Raw genomic sequence first — 23,799 nt, forward strand, 5'->3', positions numbered from 1 at the left:
AACTCTCACCTGCGGCTACCATCAACTTCAACTGATCTTGAGATTGAATGAGTGCCTTACCAACTTTGTAGGAGGTATCTGTTGTGCGTTTAGCTATCCTAAAAGCCTGGCCAGCAGCAGATCCAACACGATCAAATAGCCCTGCAATGGTTTCTTCACTAACCCATGGCTCAACTGGTGTATGTTGATCATTTGATTTGTTTGAGTGTTTTTCTGAGCTAGAGGGCGTATCTTGATTTTGGCTTTCTGGTGATGCATCAAGATCTGTAGGTTTTGAATCAATGTCTTGCCCGACCTTTTCGTCGGGCAAGTGTCTTGAGGAAGGCTTATCGTCGCTGGTCATTACTGCTGACTATGAGGCTTTTGCGATCGAAGCTTTTGCAGTTGCTTCAATGAAATCAAGCAATACCTCGACGCTCTCGTCAACGATAAAGTCTATTTCGAGTTCGTCGCTCTGCGTCTTGCTTGCTTGAGCTTCGACGTCATCTTCCCATGCCTTGAAATCAGCGTAAGGTTCTTTGCCATCAAAGCTACGACGTTTGTTTTCTAAGTCGAGTTGCTCTTTTTCAGCTGTCTTGATTTCTTTTTGGCGAACTTCTTTATTGAGAGATACGCGATCTTTTGTGCGTTGCTTATCGAGCAATGCAATCTCTTCAAGTAAGACTTGGTATTCTTCGTTTTTCGCAAAGCGCTCTTTATGGCGTTGATTCAATACTGTTTCAACACCGTCGTTGCTAGCGAGTTGTTTAAAATCGGCCGCTGCAATAGCATCCCAAGGAAGAGCGTTTTCAAGAGAATCTTCACCTACTTTAGTCGTATCGACCGTATCAGGGATCAGAATGTCTGGTACAACGCCTTTATGCTGTGTGCTGGCACCCGAGATGCGATAAAACTTAGCTTGAGTGATTTTAAGCTGGCCGTGGTTTAAAGGACGAACAGATTGAACGGTACCTTTACCAAAGGTTTGAGAGCCCATCACGATACCGCGATCGTAGTCCTGAATGGCGCCTGCAAAGATTTCTGATGCAGAAGCACTCAAACGGTCAACGAGAACGAGTAAAGGGCCGTTATATACTAGCTTTGGATCTGGGTCAGTTAGCACTTCGACGCGGTTGTTCGCGCTGCGTATTTGAACGGTAGGGCCTTCATCAATGAACAGGCCGGTAAGCTTGTTTGCTTCGTCTAATGAGCCGCCGCCATTGCCGCGTAGATCAATGACCAGACCATCTAGTTCTTTTTCGGCACGCATTTCATTCAACAAAAGCAATGTGTCGCGTGTTGTGCTCTTGTAGTTTGGATCGCCGTTTTGCATGGCTTGGAAGTCAGCATAGAAGGTTGGAATCTCGATAACACCAACGCGCTTAGTTTGACCGTCGCGTTCAGTCTCGATGACAGAACTTTTCGCTGCTTGATCTTCAAGTTTTACTTTGTCACGAACAATCGCGATCACGCGCGTGTCTGTGTCGACTTTTGCTTCGGATGGAATAACTTCGAGGCGCACCGTTGATTTTTTTGGACCACGAATCAATTGTACAACTTCGTCTAATCTCCAACCTACAACGTTAACCATTTTCTCGTCGCCTTGAGCAACGCCGACAATTCGGTCAGCAGGGCCAAGCTGGCCTTGTTGTTGCGCAGGACCACCTGCAATCAAGCGAACAACTTTTGTAAACTCATTGTCGGCTTGTAGAACCGCGCCGATTCCTTCAAGCGACAAACTCATGTTGATGTTAAAGTTTTCTGAAGAGCGAGGTGAGAAGTAAGTCGTATGTGGATCATAAAGCGTTGTAAACGCATTCATGTAGGCTTGGAAAGCGTCTTCGTTACGAATCTGAAGCGCACGCTTTAGTTGCGACTGGTAGCGGGTACGCAAAGTGTCCGCAGCTTCTTTAAGTGACTCGCCAGACAATTTTAAAGAGAGTGCACCACTTTTAACGCGTCGACGCCAAATATCTTCTAGTTCAGCTTCTGTTGTTGGCCACGCTTGCTCAGAGCGATCAGACAGAATGAATTCGTCATCATCGAAACGCATGTCTTTTAAGTCATTCTCTAGAAGAGAAATTTTATAAACGAGACGCTGAATAACGCGCTCTTGATAGCGATTAAAAATCTTGAATCCTGGTTCTAGTTGGCCAGTTTTCAAGGCACCATGGAGACGGTTGCGGTAAGGTTCAAATTCTTCGATATCTGATTGAAGGAAGTACAGGCGCTGTCCATCAAGAGAATCTAAGTAGTGCTCAAAGACACGTTTCGACAATTCGCGATCGATATCTTGTTTACGATAGTGGCTCAGAAGGAGAGAGCGTGCGATATGAACACTTGCTTCACGCTGTGATTTTTCTGGAACTAATTCTGGTGCCTGTTCTGCTTGTGCTAGCAGTTCTTCAAGGCTTTGCTGTGCCGCGTGGGTCAAGCCGAACGACATCATTGCGATGACGGCGACCAATACGTGGGTAAGTTTCATTGCTTTACTCTTTTCACTCGTTGGTCTGAAAGATTGTATGTTATCACTCTTAGCCCTGCCACTAACCTTGCCAAAGTTTATGAGTAACTGTGTTTCGATCACACTTTGTGGTGGCACAGTTTGTAAGCTGCACACTTATTACTTAATTTATCATTCTGTTGGATGACTGATTGGATGCTTAAAAGGGAATCAACTTATGTCGGTACTAGACAGTATTTTTAATTACCATGAGCGCTTGGTGGTAGATGAAATGTCTAAACAGCTTAAAAAGCATACGTTTAGCGAAGCGCAATTGAGTGATATTGCGTGTCTTGCTTTGAATAAAGTGCCCGCCAAATACATCAAACATAGCGTGGATCGGGCGTTTTACACGAGCGATGTAGAAAGGATGGAAATCGCGGCAAAAATTGAAAAGGCTGTTGCTGAGGCAATTGCTTACATCGCCTCAGCAAAGCACTAGTTTTTGATATTTATGCGGGTTCAGCGGTTTCGCTTGCTAGCTTTTGGCTCGCTAACTGCGCTGCGCCAAATACTTGTTTGATACAAGCATCAATACGATTTGTATAGATCTCACGCGTTTTTGTATCGAATACATTTTCAGCAAACCATGCAATGAGCAATTGTTCTAACTGTTCTTCTCTCGATAAGCTGGCTGCGCCACTCAAACCTTCTGACAGACGAGTCACTTGCAGTTGCATACGTCGCTCTTGCGCTGACGCCGGAGATTCAAGCCCCGCAGCAATCTCACAACGAATACATAACTCTTGTGCGAGATCGTCATCGCTGATAGTCAGTTTTTGCGCTTTTGATGCTTTGGCCCGCGCTTGGAAACGTTCTTCTAGGCGCTTACTTAATTCAACGGTACTCGCAAAGTTTGCATCGATTTCCTCTTTATTTTCGGCGGCAATCGCGAGAATGTCGGCTTTACGTTGTGCTTCGTTCCATTGAGCCAGAATGCGTTCGAAATCCAACTGTTTAATTTGATGCTTCAAAGCTTCAATACAAGCGTTGTAGCGATCAAGAAGCTCTGTTCGTTTTTTCCCATTAACGTTAGTCACTTGTTTTAGATTGGAGCGCAAACTTGCTAGGCTTGTCTCGGCGTCTTTTACTGAAGAGAACGTTTGCTTCACTGTTTGTTCAGCTTCGTTTACGATCTCTTCGGTCTGAGCTAGCTTCTCGTCATTTTCCTGTTTTGCTTTGTTACGTTGAGCATCTCGTTGGGCAAAAATTTTGTCGCAAGCAGCGCGGAATTCTTTCCAGAGAACCCTGTCTTTCTTGTGTTCGGTAATACCCACTTTTTGCCATTCGCTTTGAAGGTCTTTGGCGCCTTGCATGGCTGTTGAGAGCTCTTCGCTTTCTGCAAAAGCCTGAGCACGAGATACGATATCTTGTTTGATTGCTAAGTTTTGCCCTCGTTCAGCGTCAATTTTATCGCTCAATTTTGCTAGCGTTTGATTGAATTGCTCTTGCAGGTCACGCCCGTGTCTGCGATCAACTGGATGAGCTTCGCGCCATTCGTTGCGAGCTTGACGATTTATTTTTTCTACTGCTTTCCAATCCACTGTTTCCCAGTTGATTTGCTCGACAAATTCAGCAAGTTCAGCGGCAAGCTTTTTACGTTTTTCGAGATTGGCTTTTTTCAGCTCGCCTTGCTCAGAATAATATTCAGCGCATGGTGCAAATGCTGCCTCAGCCGCATTTGAAAAGCGTTGCCATAGGGCAGGGTCTTGCGCGCCGCCAAGACTTTTCCAGCGTTCTTGAAGTTGCTTTATTTGGGCTGACTTTTCTTGAGGATCTATATGCTTATCAATCAGAGCTTCCATCGATTCACATAATCTTTCTTGCTCTGGCGATGCAGCAAAGCCTTGCCAATCTCTCAATTCATTCAGTTGATCACTACGTAGTTTTAGGGCAGATGTGTAGTGATTTTGTCTTTTCTTAGTCAGCTTTTTATGCAGTTTTCGTACTTGTTGAATCTTTTGTTTGGATGCGTTGAGCTGCTTTTCGTCAAGAAGCTTGTCGAGTGCGGTGAGCGATTGGTTTAGCTCAGCTTCAATCTTCGATTGTTCTTGCTCTTTTGCTTGCTCGTGCTCTTCAGATTTTGCCATCACCTCTGACGCCGTGATCAGTAGTGCGGGGAGGGCGAAATTGTCGGGCCAGCTTACTTTGTCGAGAATGCTCTTAAGTTCTTTATATGCCTCGTATGATGACTGCTGTGTCAGCGATTCAATGCGCGCTTGTTGTTGCGATAATTTTTGCAAGGCGCTCAAGTATTGTCGAAGCGCCGACATTTTTTGTTTGTAAGACTTTTCAGTTTCTTTATCGACAGCTTCTTCTTTGGCGCTTTCAATCCAGCGCGTTTCTTGCGTTTTGATAATGGCATCGATCGCTGAGGTATCCTGAGGAGCTGCGGCTCTCTCAGATAACTGACTCAATGTATCTTCCAAGGTGTTAATTGTTGCGATAAGTTCTGAATCTTGCTGCTCCAAGCTGATGTCGGAGGAGGGGCTTTCTTGATCTTCTGGTTGCTTTGTTTCTGCGCTAACAGAGGCAATTTTTGCCTCTTCAACTTGAATTGCTTGCAGGCGTTTTTCGCAGTCGATAACCAGTGATTGGTAACTACTAACCTGATCATTGCTTGCGACTTCAATAAGCGCGTTACAGCGTTGTTTCAAACTGTCTAACTTTGCGGAGTAGAGGTTAGTGTCGTCTGTGTTTGCGAGTTCTTTGAGATTCGCGAGTAAACCAGAGAGTTGAAGCTTTTGTTGTTCGACTTGTTTTTTGTGTTCACGAATATGGCTTAATTTACTCTTTGCAATTTGAAAGACTTTTTTGTCTTTTGATCGCGCTGTTTCAATAACTTTATCAAGGCATTCTTCAGATTCGATTAGCTCGGTGGCAGCTTGTCTTAGTCGACTTAGCTTCGCTTGTTGTGCGATGAGGATGAGCGCCTCCTCATCTTGAATGCGTGCAAGGCTATTTAGGAATTCATCTGGAGATTCAGTGGCGATTATAATTTGCGCCAAAAAGGTTTTGTCTTCGATGAGGTCAAATAGGCTAAGGCCTAAAGATTCACTGAGCTTTGTTAAATGTTCAACCGCAGCGGGTTTGTCCGCATTGTTTAACTTCGCGTAGAGTACAATAACGCGCGCTGGATCGCTTGTTTTACTCAGTGCTGCTTGTCTTACAGAAGGGTTTTCATCATTTAAGAGCAGAGATTCGATAATCTCACGTTGCTCATTGTTATTTGGATCAAGTTGCTGCAGAGCTTCTAATCGAACTTCGGCAGATTTGTTTTGCCATTTTGGTTTAAAAAGCTTGGATAAGAAATTAGCCATGTCGTGCCTGTATTCTTGGAACGTAGCAGTTGCCTGCCACGGTAGTCTTTGTTGTTAGATGATATTTTTGTTCTTGTTGAGCAAAAAGTAATCGGAGTAGTTTAACCTTGAAATTGCTAGCAAAGAAGTGTTTATTCGACGCTTGTTGTTAGGTGATGCATAAAGTGTGATGAGTGTGTATGAGTGAGCAAGCTGAGCTGCTGCAAAAACTAAAAAACAAAGCCGTTGATTTGTTAGCGAGGCGTGAATATGCAATTCACGAGTTGAGAGATAAGCTCTTACGGAATTTAGATGAGGACGAACAAGTCCTCGTTGATGATGTGATCGAGCAAATGATCGAAGCAGGCTACTTATGTGAGCAACGTTATGCGGATATGTTGCTGCGATCACGTGTTATAAAGGGCTACGGTGCGGCGCGGGTGAGGCAAGAGCTCGCAGTGCAAAAAGTCGATTCTGAAGCTGTGATGCTTGCGTTTGAACGTGATGATACAGATTGGTTTGAACTCGCCAAGCATACGCGACAGCGTAAGTTTGGTGATTGGGATCGCGCTTTTGACTTAAAGCAAAAAGCGAAGCAGCAACGCTACTTATATAGTCGCGGTTTCAGCAGTGATCAGGTCAATTATGCCTTTGAGCTAGATGAGTGAATTACTTTTTGAGGTGAGGCTTAATTATCTCGTATAGCTCTGGCCTGTTTTCGGCTATTTCTTCATGACTCAAACCTTCAAGCGAGTGCGGATATTTAAGCCATTCTTCGGTTTTATGTAAAAAGTAATCTGGCACAATATCAGTTTGATTACGTGTAGGCTTGTAATACGGTACGGCCACTTTTATTTCTTGCGGCGTATTTCTTCTGGCGTGAGTTTCAAGATGTTCAATTACCGCTTTAATGGTATGCCCTGTATCAAATACGTCATCGACGATTAATAAGCGGTCCGTATGTTTCACGTGTTTGATGAGATAGCTCATGCCGTGAATGCGAATCTCATTTGAGCGACCATCAATGGCAGCTGCGTAGGAAGAGGTTCGAATGGCGATATGATCTGTTTCAATTCCGTGATACTCAAGCAGCTCTTGTACTGCTGTCCCAATCGGTGTTCCGCCTCGCCATAGTGCAATAATAATGCTTGGTTTGAAGCCTGAGTCTAGAATTTGCGTGCCTAAACGGAACGAATCTTCTAGTAATTGTTGTGCGCCAATGTAGGTTTTAAGAGTCACCGATTGAATCCCAGTATGCTCAGTATAAGTGGCTTGATTATTTACTTTTTCAAAAACATTTTGCAAGCTGAGTATCGTATATCGAGTATAAATAGGATGGGTAAAATGGCCGGGCTAGAACAGCAGAAGCAAGCGAAAAAACGATATGTCGAAGAGCAGTCGTTGGTGGAAGATAGCTATCGTTTGGCGGTCAAAATATATGAAAGTGGTTTTCGTCCAGACTTTATTGTCGGTATTTGGCGTGGCGGGTCGACAGTAGGTATTTATGTGCAAGAGTGTCTACAAACGCTGGGGGTAGAAACAGATCATATCGCTATTCGAACGTCATACCGCGGCATGGAACAATACTTTGAAGAGTTAGAGGGCAATCAGGGTATTCGTGTTCATGGTATTCAATATCTGCTTGAGAATATGAATTACGACGACAAACTGTTGATTGTCGATGATGTGTTCAGTACTGGGCGCCATATCGATGCGGTCATTCAGCGTTTATCAAGTAAAGCTAAACGCAACATGCCTGACGATACACGTATTGCGATGCCATATTTCAAAGAGGGCTTATCTGAGACTGGCCGGAAGCCAGACTACTTTCTCCATAAAACGCAAGACTGGTTGGTGTTGCCGTATGAGTTAACCGGTCTAACCCTCGAAGAGATTGAACAAAACAAACCTTGGGTGAAGCCTTTCTTACGCCCGGACCTGTAGTATCGAGATCGTTAGTGTGAGAGCTCATTTGCTGTCTTCGGGAGTGTTTCTCGCTGAAGTGAACTCGCCTTCAAAGAAAGATTCGAGCAAGGCATGCTTGTCGATTCCGTAAGTGAGTTTGTTCGTTAGGTCTAGTACGACGATGCCATGTATTGTCGCCCAAAATAAATGAGCTAGTTTTTCTGGTTCGCCTTTTAAATAACCTTGTTGTACAGCGTCTCTTACTGAGTTTCGCAGAGTGTCGAAAGCGCGATTCCCCATTAGCGTAAGATGGTTGCTAGGCTCGCTCGGTTGGTCTAATTCAAACATTAAACGAAATGCATCGGTATGTGCGGCTGCGTAGTCTGCATACCCTTGGCCGAGTGCGTTGATTCGTTCAACAGGGTGGGGATGGGCTTCAACAATCTGTTCGTGAAACTCGGCGAATCGCTCGAAGGCGCGAGCGCGACAAGCATCAAAAATCGCTTCTTTGTTTTCAAAATAGCGATATGGCGTCATGGCGCTGCAACCAGTCGCCAGGGCAATAGCTCTAATTGATACGTCACGGTATCCGTGTTTCGCAAATAGTATGAGTGCTTGGTCCATAAGCTTTGCTCTGAACTCTGCCACTTCTTGTTCGTCTAGTTTTCTTCTTCCCATGAGTCATACGATAAGTTAAAAAATTGACAGTGTAAAATTTACAGTGTAAAAAATAAATCCGAAAGTGTGGACTCGTTCGTAGTTCCGGTAGTTTTTTTAGAAATCCAATTAAGTGAGGAATAAATGCCATCCATTCAAAGGTTGACCAATTCACCCATTTTTCTTGTTTCGGTGTTTTTTGTTTTCCTCTCGGCAGCACTTGGCGTTAGTCGAATAACACATTCTTCAACGAGCAATGACATTGCTGCGTCAGCCGTTTTGGTTGAGACGCTTGGTGATGGTGGCGAGATTTTCGTGCCAGAATATGAGCAGTTTGTTGCGCGCGTTGAGGCTGCACAGCGCGTAGAGTTAGGCTTTGATATCGCAAGCCGGCTTGTCTCTATTTCAAAGAAAGAAGGTGAGGCCTTTGTTGCCGGGGAGATTCTCGCACAGCTTGATACTGCTCGCTTGCAAGCAAGACAAACCGAGTTGCGTGCGACGCGTGATAGGGCGGTTGCTTCATTAGATCTTGCTAAGTCATCTCTCAAGCGAACAAAAGGGCTGCGCACAAATAGTAATGTTTCTGCTCAGGCTTTAGATGAAGCCATCCGACAACGACAAGCAGCAGAGGCTGACCTAGCGTTCGCGAATGCACAATTGTCATCGATTAAGTTGGAATTGCAGAAATCTGTACTCAAGGCGCCTTTTGATGGGGTGGTGATTGAGCGTCTGAGCGACGTCGGCAGAACAATGAGTGTTGGCTTGCCAGTTCTCTTGGTCGAGCAAAGCGCTATGGCAGAGATTCGAGCAAGCTTGCCTTTGCGAGTCGCCCAGAAACTGGCTGAAGGGCAGGCGGTTCGTCTTGAACATTCTGCTGGAGTGTTTGAAGCCAAGGTTGATCGCATCAAGTTTAGTCTTTCGGGCAATCGAGCGTCAGACGTGTTTCTGCACGTTGCCGATATAGATGAACGAGGTTTAGTTCCCGGTGAAATCTTGAGTCTGCAATTACGTAGTGATCGTCAGCGCTCTGGTTTATGGCTGCCGATAGAGGCACTGAGTGAATACGGTCGCGGTTTATGGTCAGTGTATCTTGCTGAGCCGCTTGCAGTGGAAGGTGAAGCGAATTCTGTAGGTGATGCAACCGCTGTAATCTCTCGAAAAACGGTGATGATCGATCGCTTTGCAGGCGACTACGTTTTGGTAAGAGGCGGACTCGCGAAAGATGATTTGCCGAACGTTGTGCTCAGAGCTACGCATAGAATTGTGGCGAATCAAAAAGTCCGATATGCCGATCAAAACGCCGTGATCGTAGGAGCCCAGTAATGCAGAAATCTGGATCACGCTTAAGCTCTGTCAGTGCTGCGTTTTATGAAAATCCCCATCTTTTGTTGATGACCTTGATTGTGATTTGCGCCGCAGGTTTATCTGCTTGGTTTGCGCTACCTAAGATCGAAGATCCTCGTATTACACAACGCTTTATTTCTGTTGTGACAGAGTTTCCGGGTGCATCGGCAAGGCTGGTTGAATCTTCAATTACTGAAGTGCTTGAGTCTGAGTTAGCGAGCATTTCTGAGATCAAAACGATTAATTCAACGTCTCGTAGTAATGTTTCGGTTCTAGCTGTGGAACTCGAAGATAGAGTTACCTCTCAAACCAACCAACAGCTGATTTCTCGCGTGAGAGATCGCATTAAAGATGCGAGCCGTAAGCTCCCGCCACAAGCTTCTGTTCCAAAGATTATCGAAGAAGAGAACATCGCATATGCATATACCTTGATTACAGCTGTGAAGTGGCAGGGCGAAGGTGCGCCTCAGCTCGATATTATGAATCGCATTTCGCAAATATTGAAAGATCGCATTGAAGCGGTTCCAGGTACTGAGTATGTCAGTTTACATGGCGCGCCAGATGAGACAGTGCAAATATATGTAGAACCCTATGAATTAGCCGAACTAGGGATGACGGTTCAAGAGTTAGCGGCGATTGTTGAAGCATCCGACTCCAAAGAAGTTGCGGGTCGTCTGTTGAGCGACAAAGTATTTAGCGCTATAGAAGTGCGTGGCGAGTTTGACTCGCTTGATCGTATTCGACAGTTGCCAGTGAAAAGCACCAGTGGTGACGTATTGTTGCGTGATATAGCTACTGTCGAAAAAAGTTACTCTAAACCAGAAGATAACATCATGCGTGTTGATGGTGATCGCGTCATATTGGTCGCAGCGCGTATCGAAGTTTCAAGTCAGATTAATCCTTGGACTGCGTCGGTTAAAAATGTGCTGAGGTCAGTTGAGGCAGAGACCGGTGGGGTTGTCTCCTTGGATGAGGTGTTTGAGCAGGCGAGCTATACCAAAGATCGTTTGCAGAGCCTTGGTCAAAACTTGATGGCGGGCATGATTGCCGTATTACTCGTTGTGTGGCTGTTTATGGGCTGGCGCTCTGGGTTAATCGTGGCGTGCTCGCTGCCGCTCGCAGCGGCTTGTGTCTTGTTTGCTTTAAATGTGTTGAATCTCCAAGTTCAGCAGATGTCGATGTTTGGCATGATTGTCGCGATTGGTCTGTTGATCGACAACGCTATTGTGATGACGGATGAAGTCAGCACTAGAATAAAGCAGGGTTTCGCGTCCTCGGAAGCGATCCGACAAGCTTTTGATCATCTGTTTATGCCTCTACTAGCATCAACGCTCACTACTATTCTTGCGTTCATGCCAATCCTCTTGATTGAGGGTAATGCCGGAGACTTCATTGGTACGATATCAGTGAGCGTGATATTGGCTTTGATCGCTTCATTCTGTTTGTCCATGACTGTGATTCCTGCTATCTGTGCCTTGCTTGAGAACAAGCTCGCCAAGCCAAATGAGTCTCGCTGGTGGCAGGTTGGTGTTAGCTCAAAAGAAAAATCAGAAGGCTATCAGCGTTTTCTCGCGCACAGTTTGCGTAAGCCATGGTTAGCGGTTGTGACTGCACTTGGTTTGAGTATTTTTGGTGTGCTTTCTGTTGGCTCTTTGCCAAAAGTATTCTTTCCGACCGCTGATCGCGACATGTTCGAGTTACGCGTTTGGTTTGAATCAAATACGAGTGTTCCTGCTGCAGATGCCCTAGTGCAGGAAATAGACGCGTTGATTCGTAATAAAGCAGAGGTAAAACAAACGGTTTGGTCTATTGGGGATAGTGTTCCGGCGTTTTACTACAACCAATTGATGAATAATCGCAACCAGAACTACTACGCCGAAGTGGTGGTGACTGCTGAGGATGTCGAGGCATCATCAAGCCTAATAGATGAGCTTCAAGTTGAGTTAAGCGAGAGCTTTACTCAAGTTCAAATTGTTGCCAAGCCTTTCTCTCAAGGACCGCCTGTCGAAGCGCCAATTGAGTTTCGGGTGTTTGGCCCTGAAACGGATGTGTTAAGAACTTTAGGTGAAGAGCTACGAGCAATTATTTCTCAGCAATCTGGTGTGTTGCATACCCAAGCATCAGTAAAACCGGGCGCTCCGAAGATTGAGTTTGATGCGAATGAAACTGCTCTCGGCGAAATGGGGCTTCAGCTCGACTCGGTAGCTGCTCAGCTGCAAGCTGCCTACGAAGGCGTTCAAGCAGGCAGCATGTTAGAAGACATTACGCAGTTACCGGTAACTGTGAGCTATGAGAATAGTCAGCGTGCAAGTATCGAACAGTTGCGCGCGTTCCCGATTGTTCAACCAGATGGCCGATGGGTGCCAGCTAGTGCCTTTGGAGAATTCAATCTAACGCCCGACGCGGCCTCAATTACTCGTCGTAATGGTGAGCGAGTAAATATTATTCACGGTTATCTTTCACAGCACGTGACCCCGATAGATATTACCAATGCCGTTGTTGAACGACTTGAGTCAGGTGGTTGGGTGCTACCTGAGGGGTATCGCTGGTCTGTGGGCGGTGATGCGGAAGAGAGTAAGCGAGCAAATGCATCACTAGCGGCCAACCTACCTGTTTTGGTTTTATTGATGGTGACTTGCTTGGTTTTAGCATTTCGCAGTTTTAGGTTGGCAACAATCATTGGCATGGTCGCATTACTTGCTGCGGGCTTTGGCTTTTTATCGCTTTGGATTAGTGGATATGCATTGGGCTTTAATCCTTTGATTGGTATCACTGGTCTGATCGGTGTGGCGATTAATGGCTCCATTGTCGTGATCGCTGCAATGGAAGCCAATGAGAAGGCTAAAGCCGGAGATCATCAAGAGATTATCAATGCGGTGATGTCTTGTACGCGACATATTTTGAGTACAACGCTCACTACGATTGCTGGATTCATACCGTTGATTCTGCTTGTTGGTGGGCAATTCTGGCCGCCATTAGCGGTAGTGATTGCAGGCGGAATTGGCTTCTCGATTATCTTGTCGTTATGGTTTACGCCAAGTATTTACGTATGGTGGATTGGTCGATCGGGTGCCGCAGCGCGTCTAAATCCTGGACATGCTACGAGATATCGAGAGCCAATCTCAGCCGAATAGAAAAGACTAAAGGTAAGTGTGGTGCGAATACATGTGCGATAACAGGTAGGGGAGTTTCTCTACGACTATCGCACTAGGTTTTCGTCGAAGTTTATGGTGTTTTTGGGGCGCTCTCTGCGTTTACTCTCATCTAGCCAACGCAATACGTCATAGTAACGACGAATGTTTTGCACGTAGATCACTGGCTCTTTACCGCGCGCATAACCGTATTTTGTTTGTGAGTAGTATTTCTTCTGTTGAAGAAGAGGTAGGAAATCTTTCACATCCGCCCACTTGTTTGGGTCCTTGCCACCTTTCTCGGTCAGCATGCGGGCATCTTCAAGATGTCCGAGACCAACATTATAAGAAGCCAGCGCAAACCATGTCCGATCGGGTTCCTGGACGTCTTCGGAAATACGTTTGTGTATTTTAGAGAAGTATTTAGAGCCGCCTTTGATGCTTTGAATCGGATCAAGACGATTTTTAATGCCCATTTCTTTAGCGGTGACCAAAGTGAGCATCATCAAACCTCGAACTCCCGTTGGTGAGACGGCATTAGGTCGCCAGTGAGATTCTTGGTAACCCATTGCGGCCATCAAACGCCAGTCGGTTTCGTATTCGGTCGCGTACTTTTTATAGGTATCCTCATACTTTGGTAGGCGTTGTTTTGTGTGGCGAATGAAGGTGCGCGCGCCCACATAGTTCACTTGCGCTAGATGGCCATAATAGCGTTCTTCTAACTGCATCAATGTGCCATCTTCATTGGATTGATGGATAAATGCATTGGCTGCGTTAATCAGAGTATTGTCACTGTTGTTTGGGAAAAACCAAGCAATGCCTTTGCTTGAGCCAAATTCAAAGGCTTGGCGGACGCGAGGATAAAAAGCGCGGTGAAGTTTCAGTTCTAGTGAGTAAACGAGGGCAAGATCAACCTCTTTGTCTTGAACCATGCGTATCAATTCTTCGGTGTCGCTGTTTACGGTTTCCCATTTTAGATCGGGATGATTGAATATCAGCGATTCAAGTTCAGTGACCAAGTCACTGTCGCTCACAACAGCAATCGTTTTTCCGGATAGATCCGCGATAGAACGTGGGCGTTTTGAGCCATATCGATACACAATCAAAGGAGTTGTTTCTAGAAAGGGCTCGCTGTGTTTATACTTTGAGGTATTGGCTTCACTGAGTACCATCATTGAAGCGGCCATGTTGGTGTAGTTGTTGTCGAGTGCGGAGCGTATCTGAGCGCGTGTGCCGGCAACTTTGACGTCGAGATCTAGCCCAAGATTTTTGGCAAAGAGTGAAGCGAACTCATACTCAAATCCTTCACTCGTATCGCGCCCCTCATAATAAATGCCCGGTGCGTTTCTGCTAATCACGTGCAGAGTCTTACGTTCTTTGATTTGCTCGAGTTGGCTGGGTTGTTCGCAGCCGACTAAGCTAAGCGCAAGAATAAGGCAGCAAAACAGATAGTTTGCTTGCGATAATGATTTGCTAAGAGATTGATTCAAAAGAATACTTCAGACAGTAATTATTAAATTTATAGCTTAATCAGTATAGAGAATGATGAACATTTGAGCGAGCATTGATCTATGCACGTTAAATTGTTAACAGTGAAATGCGTTTGAAGTATCATACGCGCCTTTCTACATCTCACCCAATGAGGCTTGGTCCGAATTATGATGGAACTCCGCGGTGCACCTGCTTTATCCCCCTTTAAGCAACAGTCTCTACTTGCCCAATTACGAGAAATAAATAATGCAGTCGAATCGGTATATGCCGAGTTTATGCATTTCGTAGACGCAGTAGATACCATTGGTGAACAAGAACTCAGTGTATTGAATCGCTTATTAACATATGGCCCGAAGAGCCAATTGGAAGCGACAGAAGGCAAATTGTTCTTAGTTGTGCCTCGTGTCGGAACGATTTCCCCATGGTCGAGTAAGGCAACAGATATCGCCTTAGGTTGTGGGCTTGATCAGATCAAACGAATCGAACGTGGTATTGCTTACTATGTGCGTGTTGATGGGAATCTTGATGCAAATACTGTCGGTGCATTGTCTGACGTGCTTCACGATCGCATGACACAGACTGTATTCCATGAGTTTGCGGGTGCAGAACTTCTGTTCAAACAGTCAGAGCCAGCAGCGCTAAGTACGGTCGATGTGATTGCCTATGGGCAAGATGCCTTGACTGAAGCCAACAAGCGAATTGGCTTAGCGCTCGCGGAAGATGAAATTGAATATCTGACCAAAGCATTTATCGATCTTGGGCGTAACCCTAGCGATGTAGAACTGATGATGTTTGCGCAAGCGAACTCTGAGCATTGTCGTCATAAGATATTCAACGCGTCTTGGGATATTGATGGGGAAGCTCAAGATAAATCGTTGTTTGCGATGATCAAGAATACAAATCAACTGAGCGGAGAAGGGGTTTTATCTGCGTATAAAGATAACGCATCAGTGATTGTAGGCTCGAAGGGCAAGCGATTCTTTCCTAATCCAGAAACGAAGGTCTACGAAGGAAATGAAGAAGATATTCATATCCTGATGAAAGTAGAGACTCACAACCACCCAACGGCGATTTCACCTTTTAGTGGTGCATCGACGGGTTCTGGTGGTGAAATTCGTGACGAAGGTGCGACGGGTAAAGGCTCTAAACCTAAAGCGGGTTTGACTGGTTTTACGGTTTCTAACTTGAATATTCCGGGCTTCAAACAGCCGTGGGAGCAAGATTTTGGTAAGCCCGACCGCATTTGTTCCGCATTAGATATTATGTTGGATGGGCCGATTGGTGGTGCTGCGTTCAATAATGAATTCGGTCGTCCGAACCTAACGGGATATTTCCGTACGTTTGAACAAGAAGTGGCAAGTCCACTAGGACGTGAAGTCAAAGGCTACCACAAGCCGATTATGATCGCTGGTGGTCTTGGAAATATTCGTGGCGAGCACGTTGAAAAAGGCGAGATCAAAGTAGGTGCCAAACTAATTGTACTGGGTGGCCCAGCAATGCTGATTGGCCTAGGCGGTGGCGCTGCCTCGTCAATGGACTCTGGCTCAAGTCACGCAGATTTAGACTTTGCATCTGTGCAACGTGAAAACCCTGAAATGGAACGTCGTTGCCAAGAGGTGATTGACCGCTGCTGGCAACTTGGTGATCAAAACCCGATTGCTTTCATTCACGATGTGGGCGCTGGCGGTTTATCTAATGCCTTTCCTGAATTGGTGAAAGATGGTGGTCGTGGTGGTCGCTTTGATTTGCGCAAAGTGCCAAACGATGAGCCGGGTATGGCGCCGCATGAGATTTGGTGTAATGAATCCCAAGAGCGTTATGTGTTGGCTGTTGAGGATAAAGACCTAGCTAAGTTTGAAGAGCTTTGCGCTCGCGAGCGTTGTCCTTATGCCATTGTTGGTGAAGCGTTAGAAGAGCATGAGCTGACGCTTGATGATCCGCATTTTGAGAATAAGCCTGTTGATTTGCCGATGTCGGTATTGTTCGGCAAACCGCCTAAAATGCACAGAAGTGTGGAGTCGGGCAAGTTCACGAAAGAAGTTTTCGATTCTACCGGTATTGATATTAACGAAGCGGTAGATCGTGTTTTAAGTTTGCCGAGTGTAGCGAGTAAAAACTTCCTGATTACAATCGGCGACCGCAGTATCACAGGAATGGTTGCCCGTGATCAGATGGTTGGGCCTTGGCAGGTACCTGTGGCAGATGTCGCGGTAACGAGTTCTGATCTTGATGGGTACGCTGGTGAAGCTATGGCGATGGGTGAGCGTACTCCGATCGCCGTGATCGATGCAGCAGCTTCCGCCCGAATGGCGGTTGGAGAGGCAGTAACAAATTTGGCTGCAGCATCGATTGATCAGTTAGGGGATATTCGAATGTCTGCTAACTGGATGGCTGCGGCAGGCCACGCAGGTGAAGATGACAACTTATATAAAGCTGTCGAAGCTGTGGGTATCGAATTGTGTCCGGAGCTAGGCATTTCGATACCAGTCGGTAAAGACTCGATGTCTATGAAGACAGTTTGGAAAGAAGACGGCGCAGATAAGTCAGTTGTGTCGCCAATGTCTTTGATCATCTCAGGGTTCGCACCGGTTGTAGATGTTCGTCAGACCCTAACGCCTCAGCTGCAAGTATCTGATCAAGCAACTGATCTGATTTTGATTGACCTTGCAAACGGTCAAAACCGTTTGGGCGGTTCGGCTTTGGCTCAAGTATATTCTCAGGTTGGTGCGATCGCGCCAGATCTTAATGACTCTGAAGACTTAAAAGCCTTCTTTGCTGTGATTCAGGGCTTAAACAAACACGGTAAGCTATTGGCTTATCATGACCGTTCAGATGGCGGTTTATTCGCGACTTTGGCAGAGATGTCCTTCGCAGGCCATGTGGGTGTTGACATCAAACTCGATCAGCTTGCTGAAGATGATTCACACTTTGCCCGTGAATTGTTTAATGAAGAGCTTGGTGCGGTGATTCAAGTCAATGCTGCCGATACCGAGGAAGTGCTTCAGCAGTTTACTGCTGCAGGATTAGGTGAACACACGCTAGTGATCGGCACATTGAATGATGACGACATGGTGCGTTGTAGCTTTGACGGTAAAGCGGTCATTGAGCGTTCTCGTTCTAGCTTGTGGCAACTGTGGTCTACAACCAGCTATAAAATGCAAAGCCTGCGTGATAATTCAGAATGTGCACAGCAAGAGTTTGATGCTTTAGCTGATGCCAACAATCCTGGTCTACATGCTGAATTGAGCTTTGATCTCAATGAAGATGTTGCTGCGCCTTATATTAATACAGGGGCCAAACCTCGTATTGCTGTATTGCGTGAGCAAGGCGTAAATGGTCAAACAGAAATGGCTGCAGCATTCACGCGAGCAGGATTTGAAGCACAAGATGTGCACATGAGTGACCTCGGCGCTCAACGCGTAGATCTAGCTGATTTTAATGCGCTTGTTGCATGTGGTGGCTTCTCTTATGGCGACGTACTTGGTGCAGGTGAAGGTTGGGCAAAATCGATTTTGTTCAATGAGCAAGTTAAGAATCAGTTCCAAACATTCTTTGATCGTGATCAGACCCTAGTCTTGGGCGTGTGTAACGGCTGTCAGATGTTGTCGAACTTGCGTGAGCTTATTCCTGGTGCAGATTTATGGCCGCATTTTGTGCGTAATCGCTCAGAGCAATTTGAAGCGCGTGCAGTGATGATTGAGTTGTTAGAATCAAATTCAATCATGTTGCAAGGAATGGCGGGAACGCGTATACCGGTCGCTGTGGCGCACGGAGAAGGGCGCGCTGAGTTTAGTAATGACAATGCACTAGCTAGCTTACAGGCACAGTCTCAAGTTGCATTGCGTTATGTTGATAACTATGGTTCTGCGACGGAAGCTTATCCGTTTAACCCTAACGGATCTCCTGAGGGGATAACGGGTTTAAGTTCTTCTGATGGTCGTGTGACGATTATGATGCCGCATCCTGAGCGTGTTTATCGAACACTTCAGAACTCATGGCATCCGCAAGGTTGGGGTGAAAATGCTCCATGGTTGCGCTTATTCCAGAACGCTCGAGAATTCTTTAAATAACGAATGCTTTTAATTTAAATGGGGTTAGAGCTTTGCTCTGACCCCATTTTTTTTGCCTATATAACTTAGTGCTTTTAATTTGTCCTGTTTTCTAAAAAACTTGTCTAAAAATAAACATGCAAATGTAAAGTTTTGTGCCATACTGAAATCCCGTTGCGGCCTGAAAGTACTTTTTCGCAGCATTTATGATAAGAAATACGCAGTCTCTATTTCATCTAATCTTCACTCTGTCAATGCATTTTTTTGGTGCGTTGGAATTCTTATGCACAAACTTGGCTGTTTACGGCAAGGTGTATGGCGACTTGTGCATAAAAAAAGTATTTTGACACATTGACAAATCTAAATTATTGATTTTATTGATTTATTTATTTTTTGATCAAAAAGCCCGCAAGCTGTTTCAAAAGCTTATTTTATGCGGTTTTGACGCAAGTTAAGACTAAGTATCCCCAGAGTTATCCACAGATCTTGTGAGTAAGAATATGTCGATAAAACCAGATTATTTTTTGAGCTTTTACGTGCCTGTAACGGATTGTGATTTCGTAAAGAAGTCTGTGTTTGCAGCTGGTGCGGGAAGGATAGGTAACTATGAACATTGCTCGTTTGAAACGCGAGGCATTGGCCAGTTTAAGCCAATCGGTTTGGCAAATCCTACCATCGGCGAAGTAGATCAATTAAGCGAAGTCGAGGAGGCTAAAGTCGATATGGTGTGTAGTGCAAAACATATCGCGGACGCAGTGCAAGCATTAAAGAATGCGCATCCTTATGAAGAACCCGCTTACCATGTGATAAAACTCGAGACGCAGTTTTAGCGCACCCAGTCTTCACCCAGCGTTGCTGCAAAATCGATCTCTCTCGGTTCTCGGAATGTATCAGACACGTGCGTGGGAAATTTCCCTTCTTTCCTATCCGCAAAATAACGCTTCAAAGTACGTTTAACGGTAGGGAAGGCTAGCTCATCCCACGGGATTTCTTCTTCTGTATACAATGCGCACTCAAGGCTTTCCGTTCCAACGCCGAACTCGCCATCAATGAGTGTGGCCAAGAAGTACATATGGACTTGATTGATTTGAGGAACGTTGATAACGGTTAACAGGGAGTGCAGCGTTACTTTTGCTTCGGCTTCTTCCCATGTTTCTCGTGCTGCTGCTTCCATGGTCGTTTCTTGGTTTTCCATAAATCCTGCAGGCAGTGTCCAATAGCCATAGCGCGGTTCAATGGCTCGCTTGCAAAGAAGTACTTTATCTTCGAATACGGGAAGTGTGCCCGCGACAATGTTTGGATTTTGATAGTGAATGGTCTCGCATTGAGGGCATACGTATCGAAGTCGACTATCGTCGGCTGGAATTTTCTGTTGAACGGCATGGCCGCAATTACTGCAAAAGTTCATATCAAAATGTGCCCATTCTCTATTTTTGGCTAGCGCGACATTCTCTAGCACACAGACTCAATTAACAATCCCTAAACCCTATGCTAAGGTGCCCAATCTCAAATTTATTGAACTACCTCATGAGTCTTATACAGCAGTTCGAAAGTCGTCTTAGTGATTATCAACCTAGACAATTAGGTGCTGAGCTTCCCAAAGCTGGCGTGTTAATGCCAATTACCCGCAATACTGCTAGACCTGAGGTTATTTTGACGCGTCGTTCGTCGCGTCTCTCTACGCACAGTGGTCAAGTTGCCTTCCCAGGGGGTAAGTTCGATCACACCGACGAAACTCTCATTAATACTGCATTGCGCGAAACGCATGAAGAACTAGGTATTGCGCCGAGTTCGGTCGAAGTCATTGGTGGCCTGAGTCAGGTCGTTTCTCTTCATGGTATACAGGTAAACCCTTTTGTTGGACTTGTTGACCATGATATTTCAGTGGTACCCAGCCCCTATGAAATTGAAAGTGTCTTTCGCGTTCCATTGGACTTCTTTTTAGATGCACAACCTATTCGTCGAGATAAAATGACCTACAAAGGAACCTCTCTTGCAGTTCCATCGTATGAGTATGACTATCAGGGTATCCGTTATGAAATTTGGGGGCTCACAGCGATTGTGCTGGTTGAGTTTTTGAATGTCGCAATGGATGCAAGAATAACAATATTTGATGACTACCTGAAGGATAGAGATGAAATTCAGCCTAAACGATAAGCAACCTGTTCAACATGGTGCTCCAGGCTTTATCGCGCCTAATGCGAGCTTGATTGGTGATATTGAATTGCATGAGGACGCGAGCGTTTGGTTCAACGTTGTAATCCGTGCAGATAATGACAAAGTCGTTGTTGGCCCGCAAAGCAATATTCAGGACGGGTCGGTATTGCACATCGATCCCGGATTTCCTCTTAATATAGGCAAGGGCGTCACTATCGGTCACAATGTCATGTTGCATGGCTGTACGATCGGTGATTACAGCTTGATAGGCATCAACGCGGTAGTGTTAAATGGCGCCAAAATTGGGAAGCATTGTTTGATTGGTGCGAATGCATTAATCACAGAAAATATGGAAATCCCTGACGGTTCAATGGTGGTAGGAAGCCCCGCCAAAATTAAACGCACTCTCAGCGACCAGCAAATGAAAATGCTGGAGCTAAGTGCAGCGCATTATGTGTCGAATTCTCAGCGCTATCAAAAGCATTTGAAACAGCTAGAAGATGCATAGTTAGTAAAACTATGGGGTGATTTTTAAGATTTCCTCTCTGTGTTAGAAGTAAAGAATGAGTATAGAAAGTAAACCGATTGCCTCTCCTTGCGTGAGTATTTGCGCCCTAGACGAAAATGACGTGTGCGTTGGATGTCACCGTACCGGCCAAGAAATAGCAGGTTGGGGAATGAAATCAGAACCTGAAAAAGCTGAGATTATGGAACGCGTTCGCGAGCGCGAAAAAGGCTCTTACATATAGGTCGTGAGCGACAACAAGGAAAACAACAATGACAACATTAGGAACGGCGCTGACTAGTCACGCAACAAAAGTACTTTTTTGTGGTGCGGGTGAGCTTGGTAAAGAAGTGGTGATTGAACTTCAGCGCTTGGGTGTTGAAGTTATTGCAGTTGATCGCTACGAAAATGCGCCCGGCATGCACGTGGCTCATCGTTCTTATGTTGTTGATATGCTTGACCCAGTCGCATTGCGTGCGGTCATTGAAAAAGAAAAACCAGATTTTGTTGTTCCTGAAATTGAAGCGATTGCGACGGCTGAACTGCTTAAACTCGAAGAAGAGGGCGTGCATATCGTGCCTTCGGCTCGCGCAGTGAACTTGACGATGAACCGAGAGGGCATTCGCACCTTAGCTGCCCAAGAGTTGGGTTTGCCAACCTCTACCTATGAGTTCGCTGATAACATTGATGATTTTAAAGCCGCCATTGAGCGCATCGGCTTCCCTTGTTTCGTCAAACCTATTATGAGCTCTTCTGGCAAAGGGCAGAGTCGTTTAAGCGAAGCGGATCAGATTGAATCAGCTTGGGAATACGCACAATCCGGTGGTCGCGCTGGAAAGGGCAAAGTCATAATTGAAGGCAGTGTTGATTTTGACTACGAAATCACCTTGCTAACTATTCGCCACAAAGACGGAGATGATCTCACGACAAGTTTCTGCGCGCCTATTGGCCACGTGCAAAAAGATGGTGACTATCAGCAGTCATGGCAGCCGCAAGTAATGTCTGATTTGGCACTAGAGCGTTCTGAGGTCATCGCAGATAAAGTAACGAGTAGTTTGGGTGGCTGTGGGCTGTTTGGTGTGGAATTATTTATCAAAGGCGATGAGGTATTCTTTAGTGAAGTATCTCCTCGTCCGCATGATACGGGCTTGGTGACGCTCATTTCGCAAGACCTGTCAGAATTTGCATTGCATACACGTGCGTTTTTAGGTTTGCCGATTCCGCGTATTTCTCAACTAGGGCCTTCTGCGTCTTCTGTGGTGTTAGTTGAAGGTGAAAGCCAAAACGTGGTGTTTACTGGTATTCAACAAGCCTTATCTGAGCCGCTTACTGAGCTTCGATTATTTGGAAAGCCTGAAGTGTCAGGCAAACGGAGAATGGGGGTAGCGTTAGCACGAGCTGATGAACTTGAAAGCGCCTTAGAAAAAGCGAAGCGCGCCTCTAGCTCGGTTGTAGCAAAGCTCAACTAGTTTTCTTAAACCTCTATGCCTACTTCCCGTTTGCTTGATCATGCGTTTTCTCCGATTGAAAGCGCTAGCACACGGGTCTTGATTTTAGGCAGTATGCCGAGTCAAAAATCCCTTTCCTTACAGCAATATTATGGTCATCCGCAAAACGCCTTTTGGAAGATTATGGCAGAGTTTTCAGGCGTTCCTTATGATTCCGCTTATTCTGAGCGAGTTAGCGCTTTGACTGCTCTAGGTATAAGCGTATGGGACACGATTGCTAGCTGTCATCGTCCCGGAAGTATGGATTCTGATATCGCGCCTGATACGGTCATCGTTAATGACTTTGATGCATTTATCGCACGACACCCAGACTTATCGTTGGTGTTGTTTAACGGACAAGCATCAGCAAAAACTTTTTTTAAGCACATGGGAAAGCAATATCTTAACGATAAGGGCATTGATAGCGGTGTCATGCCTTCGACGAGTCCTGCCTATGTGGCAATGTCACTCAGTGAGAAAAAAAGAGTATGGCTAGCGTCATTAAAGCGCTAGGCACATGATAAAGAACTTAATTTCAGCAAACGCCTATTTAAACGAAAGGAGTTGGAATGAAGTATAAATCTGTCGTTGTACTGACGGGAGCTGGTATCTCAGCAGAATCTGGTATCCAAACTTTTAGAGCGAGTGACGGTTTGTGGGAGGAACACCGTATTGAAGACGTTGCCTCTCCAGAGGGTTTTGCACGCAATCCTGAACTTGTTCAATCGTTCTACAATCAGCGTCGTCAGTTTTTACTTTCGCCAAATATTCAGCCCAATCTAGCCCACAGGGCATTAGTAGATCTTGAACGTGCGATGCAGTTAGCAGGCCATTCATTTATACTCGTGACGCAGAATATTGATGATCTGCATGAACGTGCAGGCTCTCAAAATGTATTACATATGCACGGAGAGTTGCTTAAGGAGCGTTGTCAGTCTTGTGAATTTGTACAGGAGTCACGCGTCGATACGACACCAAATTCAGTATGTGAAAACTGTGGTGCAATGGTTCAAATGCGTCCGCATGTCGTTTGGTTTGGTGAAATGCCTTTATATATGGATGAGATTTATCAAGCGATTGAACAATGCGATGCCTTTATATCGATCGGTACCTCAGGTCATGTATATCCTGCGGCGGGATTTGTTGAAGTCGCTAATCATGCAGGTGCAGATAGTATTGAGATCAACCTAAAGCCCTCTGCCGTGCACTCGAGTTTCTCTCGCTCCATTCAAGGCAAGGCTGGTGAAGTGTTACCGAGCTTCGTTAAAGATCTGTTGGCGTAGCGTGCTTTT

19 protein-coding genes and 1 pseudogene are annotated in these 23,799 nt (G+C 45.5%); 13 read left to right on the top strand and 7 right to left on the bottom strand.

The window, feature by feature from the left end:
• A pseudogene (locus A3739_RS24525) lies at positions 1-343 on the bottom strand (hypothetical protein); the annotation flags it as partial.
• A 9-nt stretch (positions 344-352) separates the two neighbouring features.
• Positions 353-2,464, bottom strand: a complete 2,112-nt coding sequence (locus A3739_RS24530; protein WP_068476170.1) for a carboxy terminal-processing peptidase — start codon at positions 2,462-2,464, stop codon at positions 353-355.
• Positions 2,465-2,660: 196 nt separating this feature from the next.
• Between A3739_RS24530 and A3739_RS24535 the strand changes: the two genes are divergently transcribed.
• A complete protein-coding gene (locus tag A3739_RS24535) occupies positions 2,661-2,924 on the top strand; it encodes a late competence development ComFB family protein (RefSeq protein ID WP_068476169.1) in 264 nt (87 codons plus the stop codon).
• Positions 2,925-2,934: 10 nt separating this feature from the next.
• Here the strand turns inward: A3739_RS24535 and A3739_RS24540 are convergent, their stop codons facing one another.
• Positions 2,935-5,802, bottom strand: a complete 2,868-nt coding sequence (locus tag A3739_RS24540; RefSeq protein WP_068476168.1) for a DUF349 domain-containing protein — start codon at positions 5,800-5,802, stop codon at positions 2,935-2,937.
• Positions 5,803-5,981: 179 nt separating this feature from the next.
• Between A3739_RS24540 and A3739_RS24545 the strand changes: the two genes are divergently transcribed.
• The gene (locus tag A3739_RS24545) at positions 5,982-6,449 is read left to right on the top strand and encodes a regulatory protein RecX (protein WP_068476167.1); all 468 of its coding nucleotides are present in this window, start codon (positions 5,982-5,984) and stop codon (positions 6,447-6,449) included.
• 1 nt (position 6,450) lies between these two features.
• On the opposite strand, the gene A3739_RS24550 is transcribed toward A3739_RS24545, so the two are convergent.
• The gene (locus tag A3739_RS24550; RefSeq protein WP_369819785.1) at positions 6,451-7,086 is read right to left on the bottom strand and encodes a phosphoribosyltransferase; all 636 of its coding nucleotides are present in this window, start codon (positions 7,084-7,086) and stop codon (positions 6,451-6,453) included.
• A 39-nt stretch (positions 7,087-7,125) separates the two neighbouring features.
• Between A3739_RS24550 and A3739_RS24555 the strand changes: the two genes are divergently transcribed.
• Entirely contained in the window at positions 7,126-7,725 is a 600-nt protein-coding gene (locus A3739_RS24555) for a phosphoribosyltransferase (RefSeq protein WP_068476166.1), read from the top strand.
• Between the two features lie 24 nt (positions 7,726-7,749).
• Here the strand turns inward: A3739_RS24555 and A3739_RS24560 are convergent, their stop codons facing one another.
• Positions 7,750-8,364 (bottom strand): TetR/AcrR family transcriptional regulator, encoded by a 615-nt coding sequence (locus A3739_RS24560; protein ID WP_068476165.1) that lies wholly within the window; start codon positions 8,362-8,364, stop codon positions 7,750-7,752.
• A gap of 123 nt (positions 8,365-8,487) precedes the next feature.
• Between A3739_RS24560 and A3739_RS24565 the strand changes: the two genes are divergently transcribed.
• Together A3739_RS24565 and A3739_RS24570 are read left to right on the top strand one after the other, a co-directional pair.
• Positions 8,488-9,666: an efflux RND transporter periplasmic adaptor subunit gene (locus A3739_RS24565; RefSeq protein ID WP_068475051.1), complete on the top strand. Its 1,179-nt coding sequence runs from the start codon at positions 8,488-8,490 to the stop codon at positions 9,664-9,666.
• On the top strand, positions 9,666-12,821 hold the full coding sequence (locus tag A3739_RS24570; RefSeq protein WP_068476164.1) for an efflux RND transporter permease subunit: 3,156 nt from the start codon (positions 9,666-9,668) through the stop codon (positions 12,819-12,821). Before A3739_RS24565 ends, A3739_RS24570 begins: the two co-directional genes overlap by 1 nt.
• Positions 12,822-12,886: 65 nt before the next feature.
• Here A3739_RS24570 and mltF read toward each other — a convergent pair whose 3' ends face one another.
• Positions 12,887-14,308, bottom strand: a complete 1,422-nt coding sequence (mltF, locus tag A3739_RS24575) for a membrane-bound lytic murein transglycosylase MltF (RefSeq protein ID WP_068476163.1) — start codon at positions 14,306-14,308, stop codon at positions 12,887-12,889.
• Between the two features lie 168 nt (positions 14,309-14,476).
• Between mltF and purL the strand changes: the two genes are divergently transcribed.
• Positions 14,477-18,379, top strand: a complete 3,903-nt coding sequence (purL, locus tag A3739_RS24580; protein WP_068476162.1) for a phosphoribosylformylglycinamidine synthase — start codon at positions 14,477-14,479, stop codon at positions 18,377-18,379.
• A 479-nt stretch (positions 18,380-18,858) separates the two neighbouring features.
• The gene (locus A3739_RS24585; RefSeq protein WP_068475423.1) at positions 18,859-19,188 is read left to right on the top strand and encodes an NGG1p interacting factor NIF3; all 330 of its coding nucleotides are present in this window, start codon (positions 18,859-18,861) and stop codon (positions 19,186-19,188) included.
• Here A3739_RS24585 and A3739_RS24590 read toward each other — a convergent pair.
• Positions 19,185-19,766 (bottom strand): NUDIX hydrolase, encoded by a 582-nt coding sequence (locus tag A3739_RS24590; RefSeq protein WP_068475428.1) that lies wholly within the window; start codon positions 19,764-19,766, stop codon positions 19,185-19,187. The two genes, A3739_RS24585 and A3739_RS24590, sit on opposite strands and share 4 nt — an antisense overlap.
• Before the next feature lie 119 nt (positions 19,767-19,885).
• On the opposite strand from A3739_RS24590, the gene A3739_RS24595 reads away from it, so the two are divergent.
• The 6 genes from A3739_RS24595 to cobB are packed head-to-tail and all read left to right on the top strand — an operon-like array spanning position 19,886 to position 23,790.
• Entirely contained in the window at positions 19,886-20,515 is a 630-nt protein-coding gene (locus tag A3739_RS24595; RefSeq protein WP_068476161.1) for a CoA pyrophosphatase, read from the top strand.
• Entirely contained in the window at positions 20,493-21,023 is a 531-nt protein-coding gene (locus tag A3739_RS24600) for a gamma carbonic anhydrase family protein (RefSeq protein ID WP_068476160.1), read from the top strand. The genes A3739_RS24595 and A3739_RS24600 overlap by 23 nt, the downstream gene beginning before the upstream one ends.
• Positions 21,024-21,078: 55 nt before the next feature.
• On the top strand, positions 21,079-21,264 hold the full coding sequence (locus A3739_RS24605; protein WP_068476159.1) for a DUF1289 domain-containing protein: 186 nt from the start codon (positions 21,079-21,081) through the stop codon (positions 21,262-21,264).
• 28 nt (positions 21,265-21,292) lie between these two features.
• Positions 21,293-22,489 carry a formate-dependent phosphoribosylglycinamide formyltransferase gene (purT, locus tag A3739_RS24610; RefSeq protein ID WP_068476158.1) on the top strand — a complete coding sequence of 399 codons (1,197 nt, stop codon included), beginning with the start codon at positions 21,293-21,295 and terminating at the stop codon, positions 22,487-22,489.
• A gap of 15 nt (positions 22,490-22,504) precedes the next feature.
• Positions 22,505-23,020 (top strand): DNA-deoxyinosine glycosylase, encoded by a 516-nt coding sequence (locus tag A3739_RS24615; protein WP_068476157.1) that lies wholly within the window; start codon positions 22,505-22,507, stop codon positions 23,018-23,020.
• Positions 23,021-23,076: 56 nt separating this feature from the next.
• Positions 23,077-23,790 (top strand): Sir2 family NAD+-dependent deacetylase, encoded by a 714-nt coding sequence (cobB, locus tag A3739_RS24620; protein WP_068476156.1) that lies wholly within the window; start codon positions 23,077-23,079, stop codon positions 23,788-23,790.
• Positions 23,791-23,799: the final 9 nt, after the last annotated feature.

Source organism: Oleiphilus sp. HI0067, from assembly GCF_001635735.1.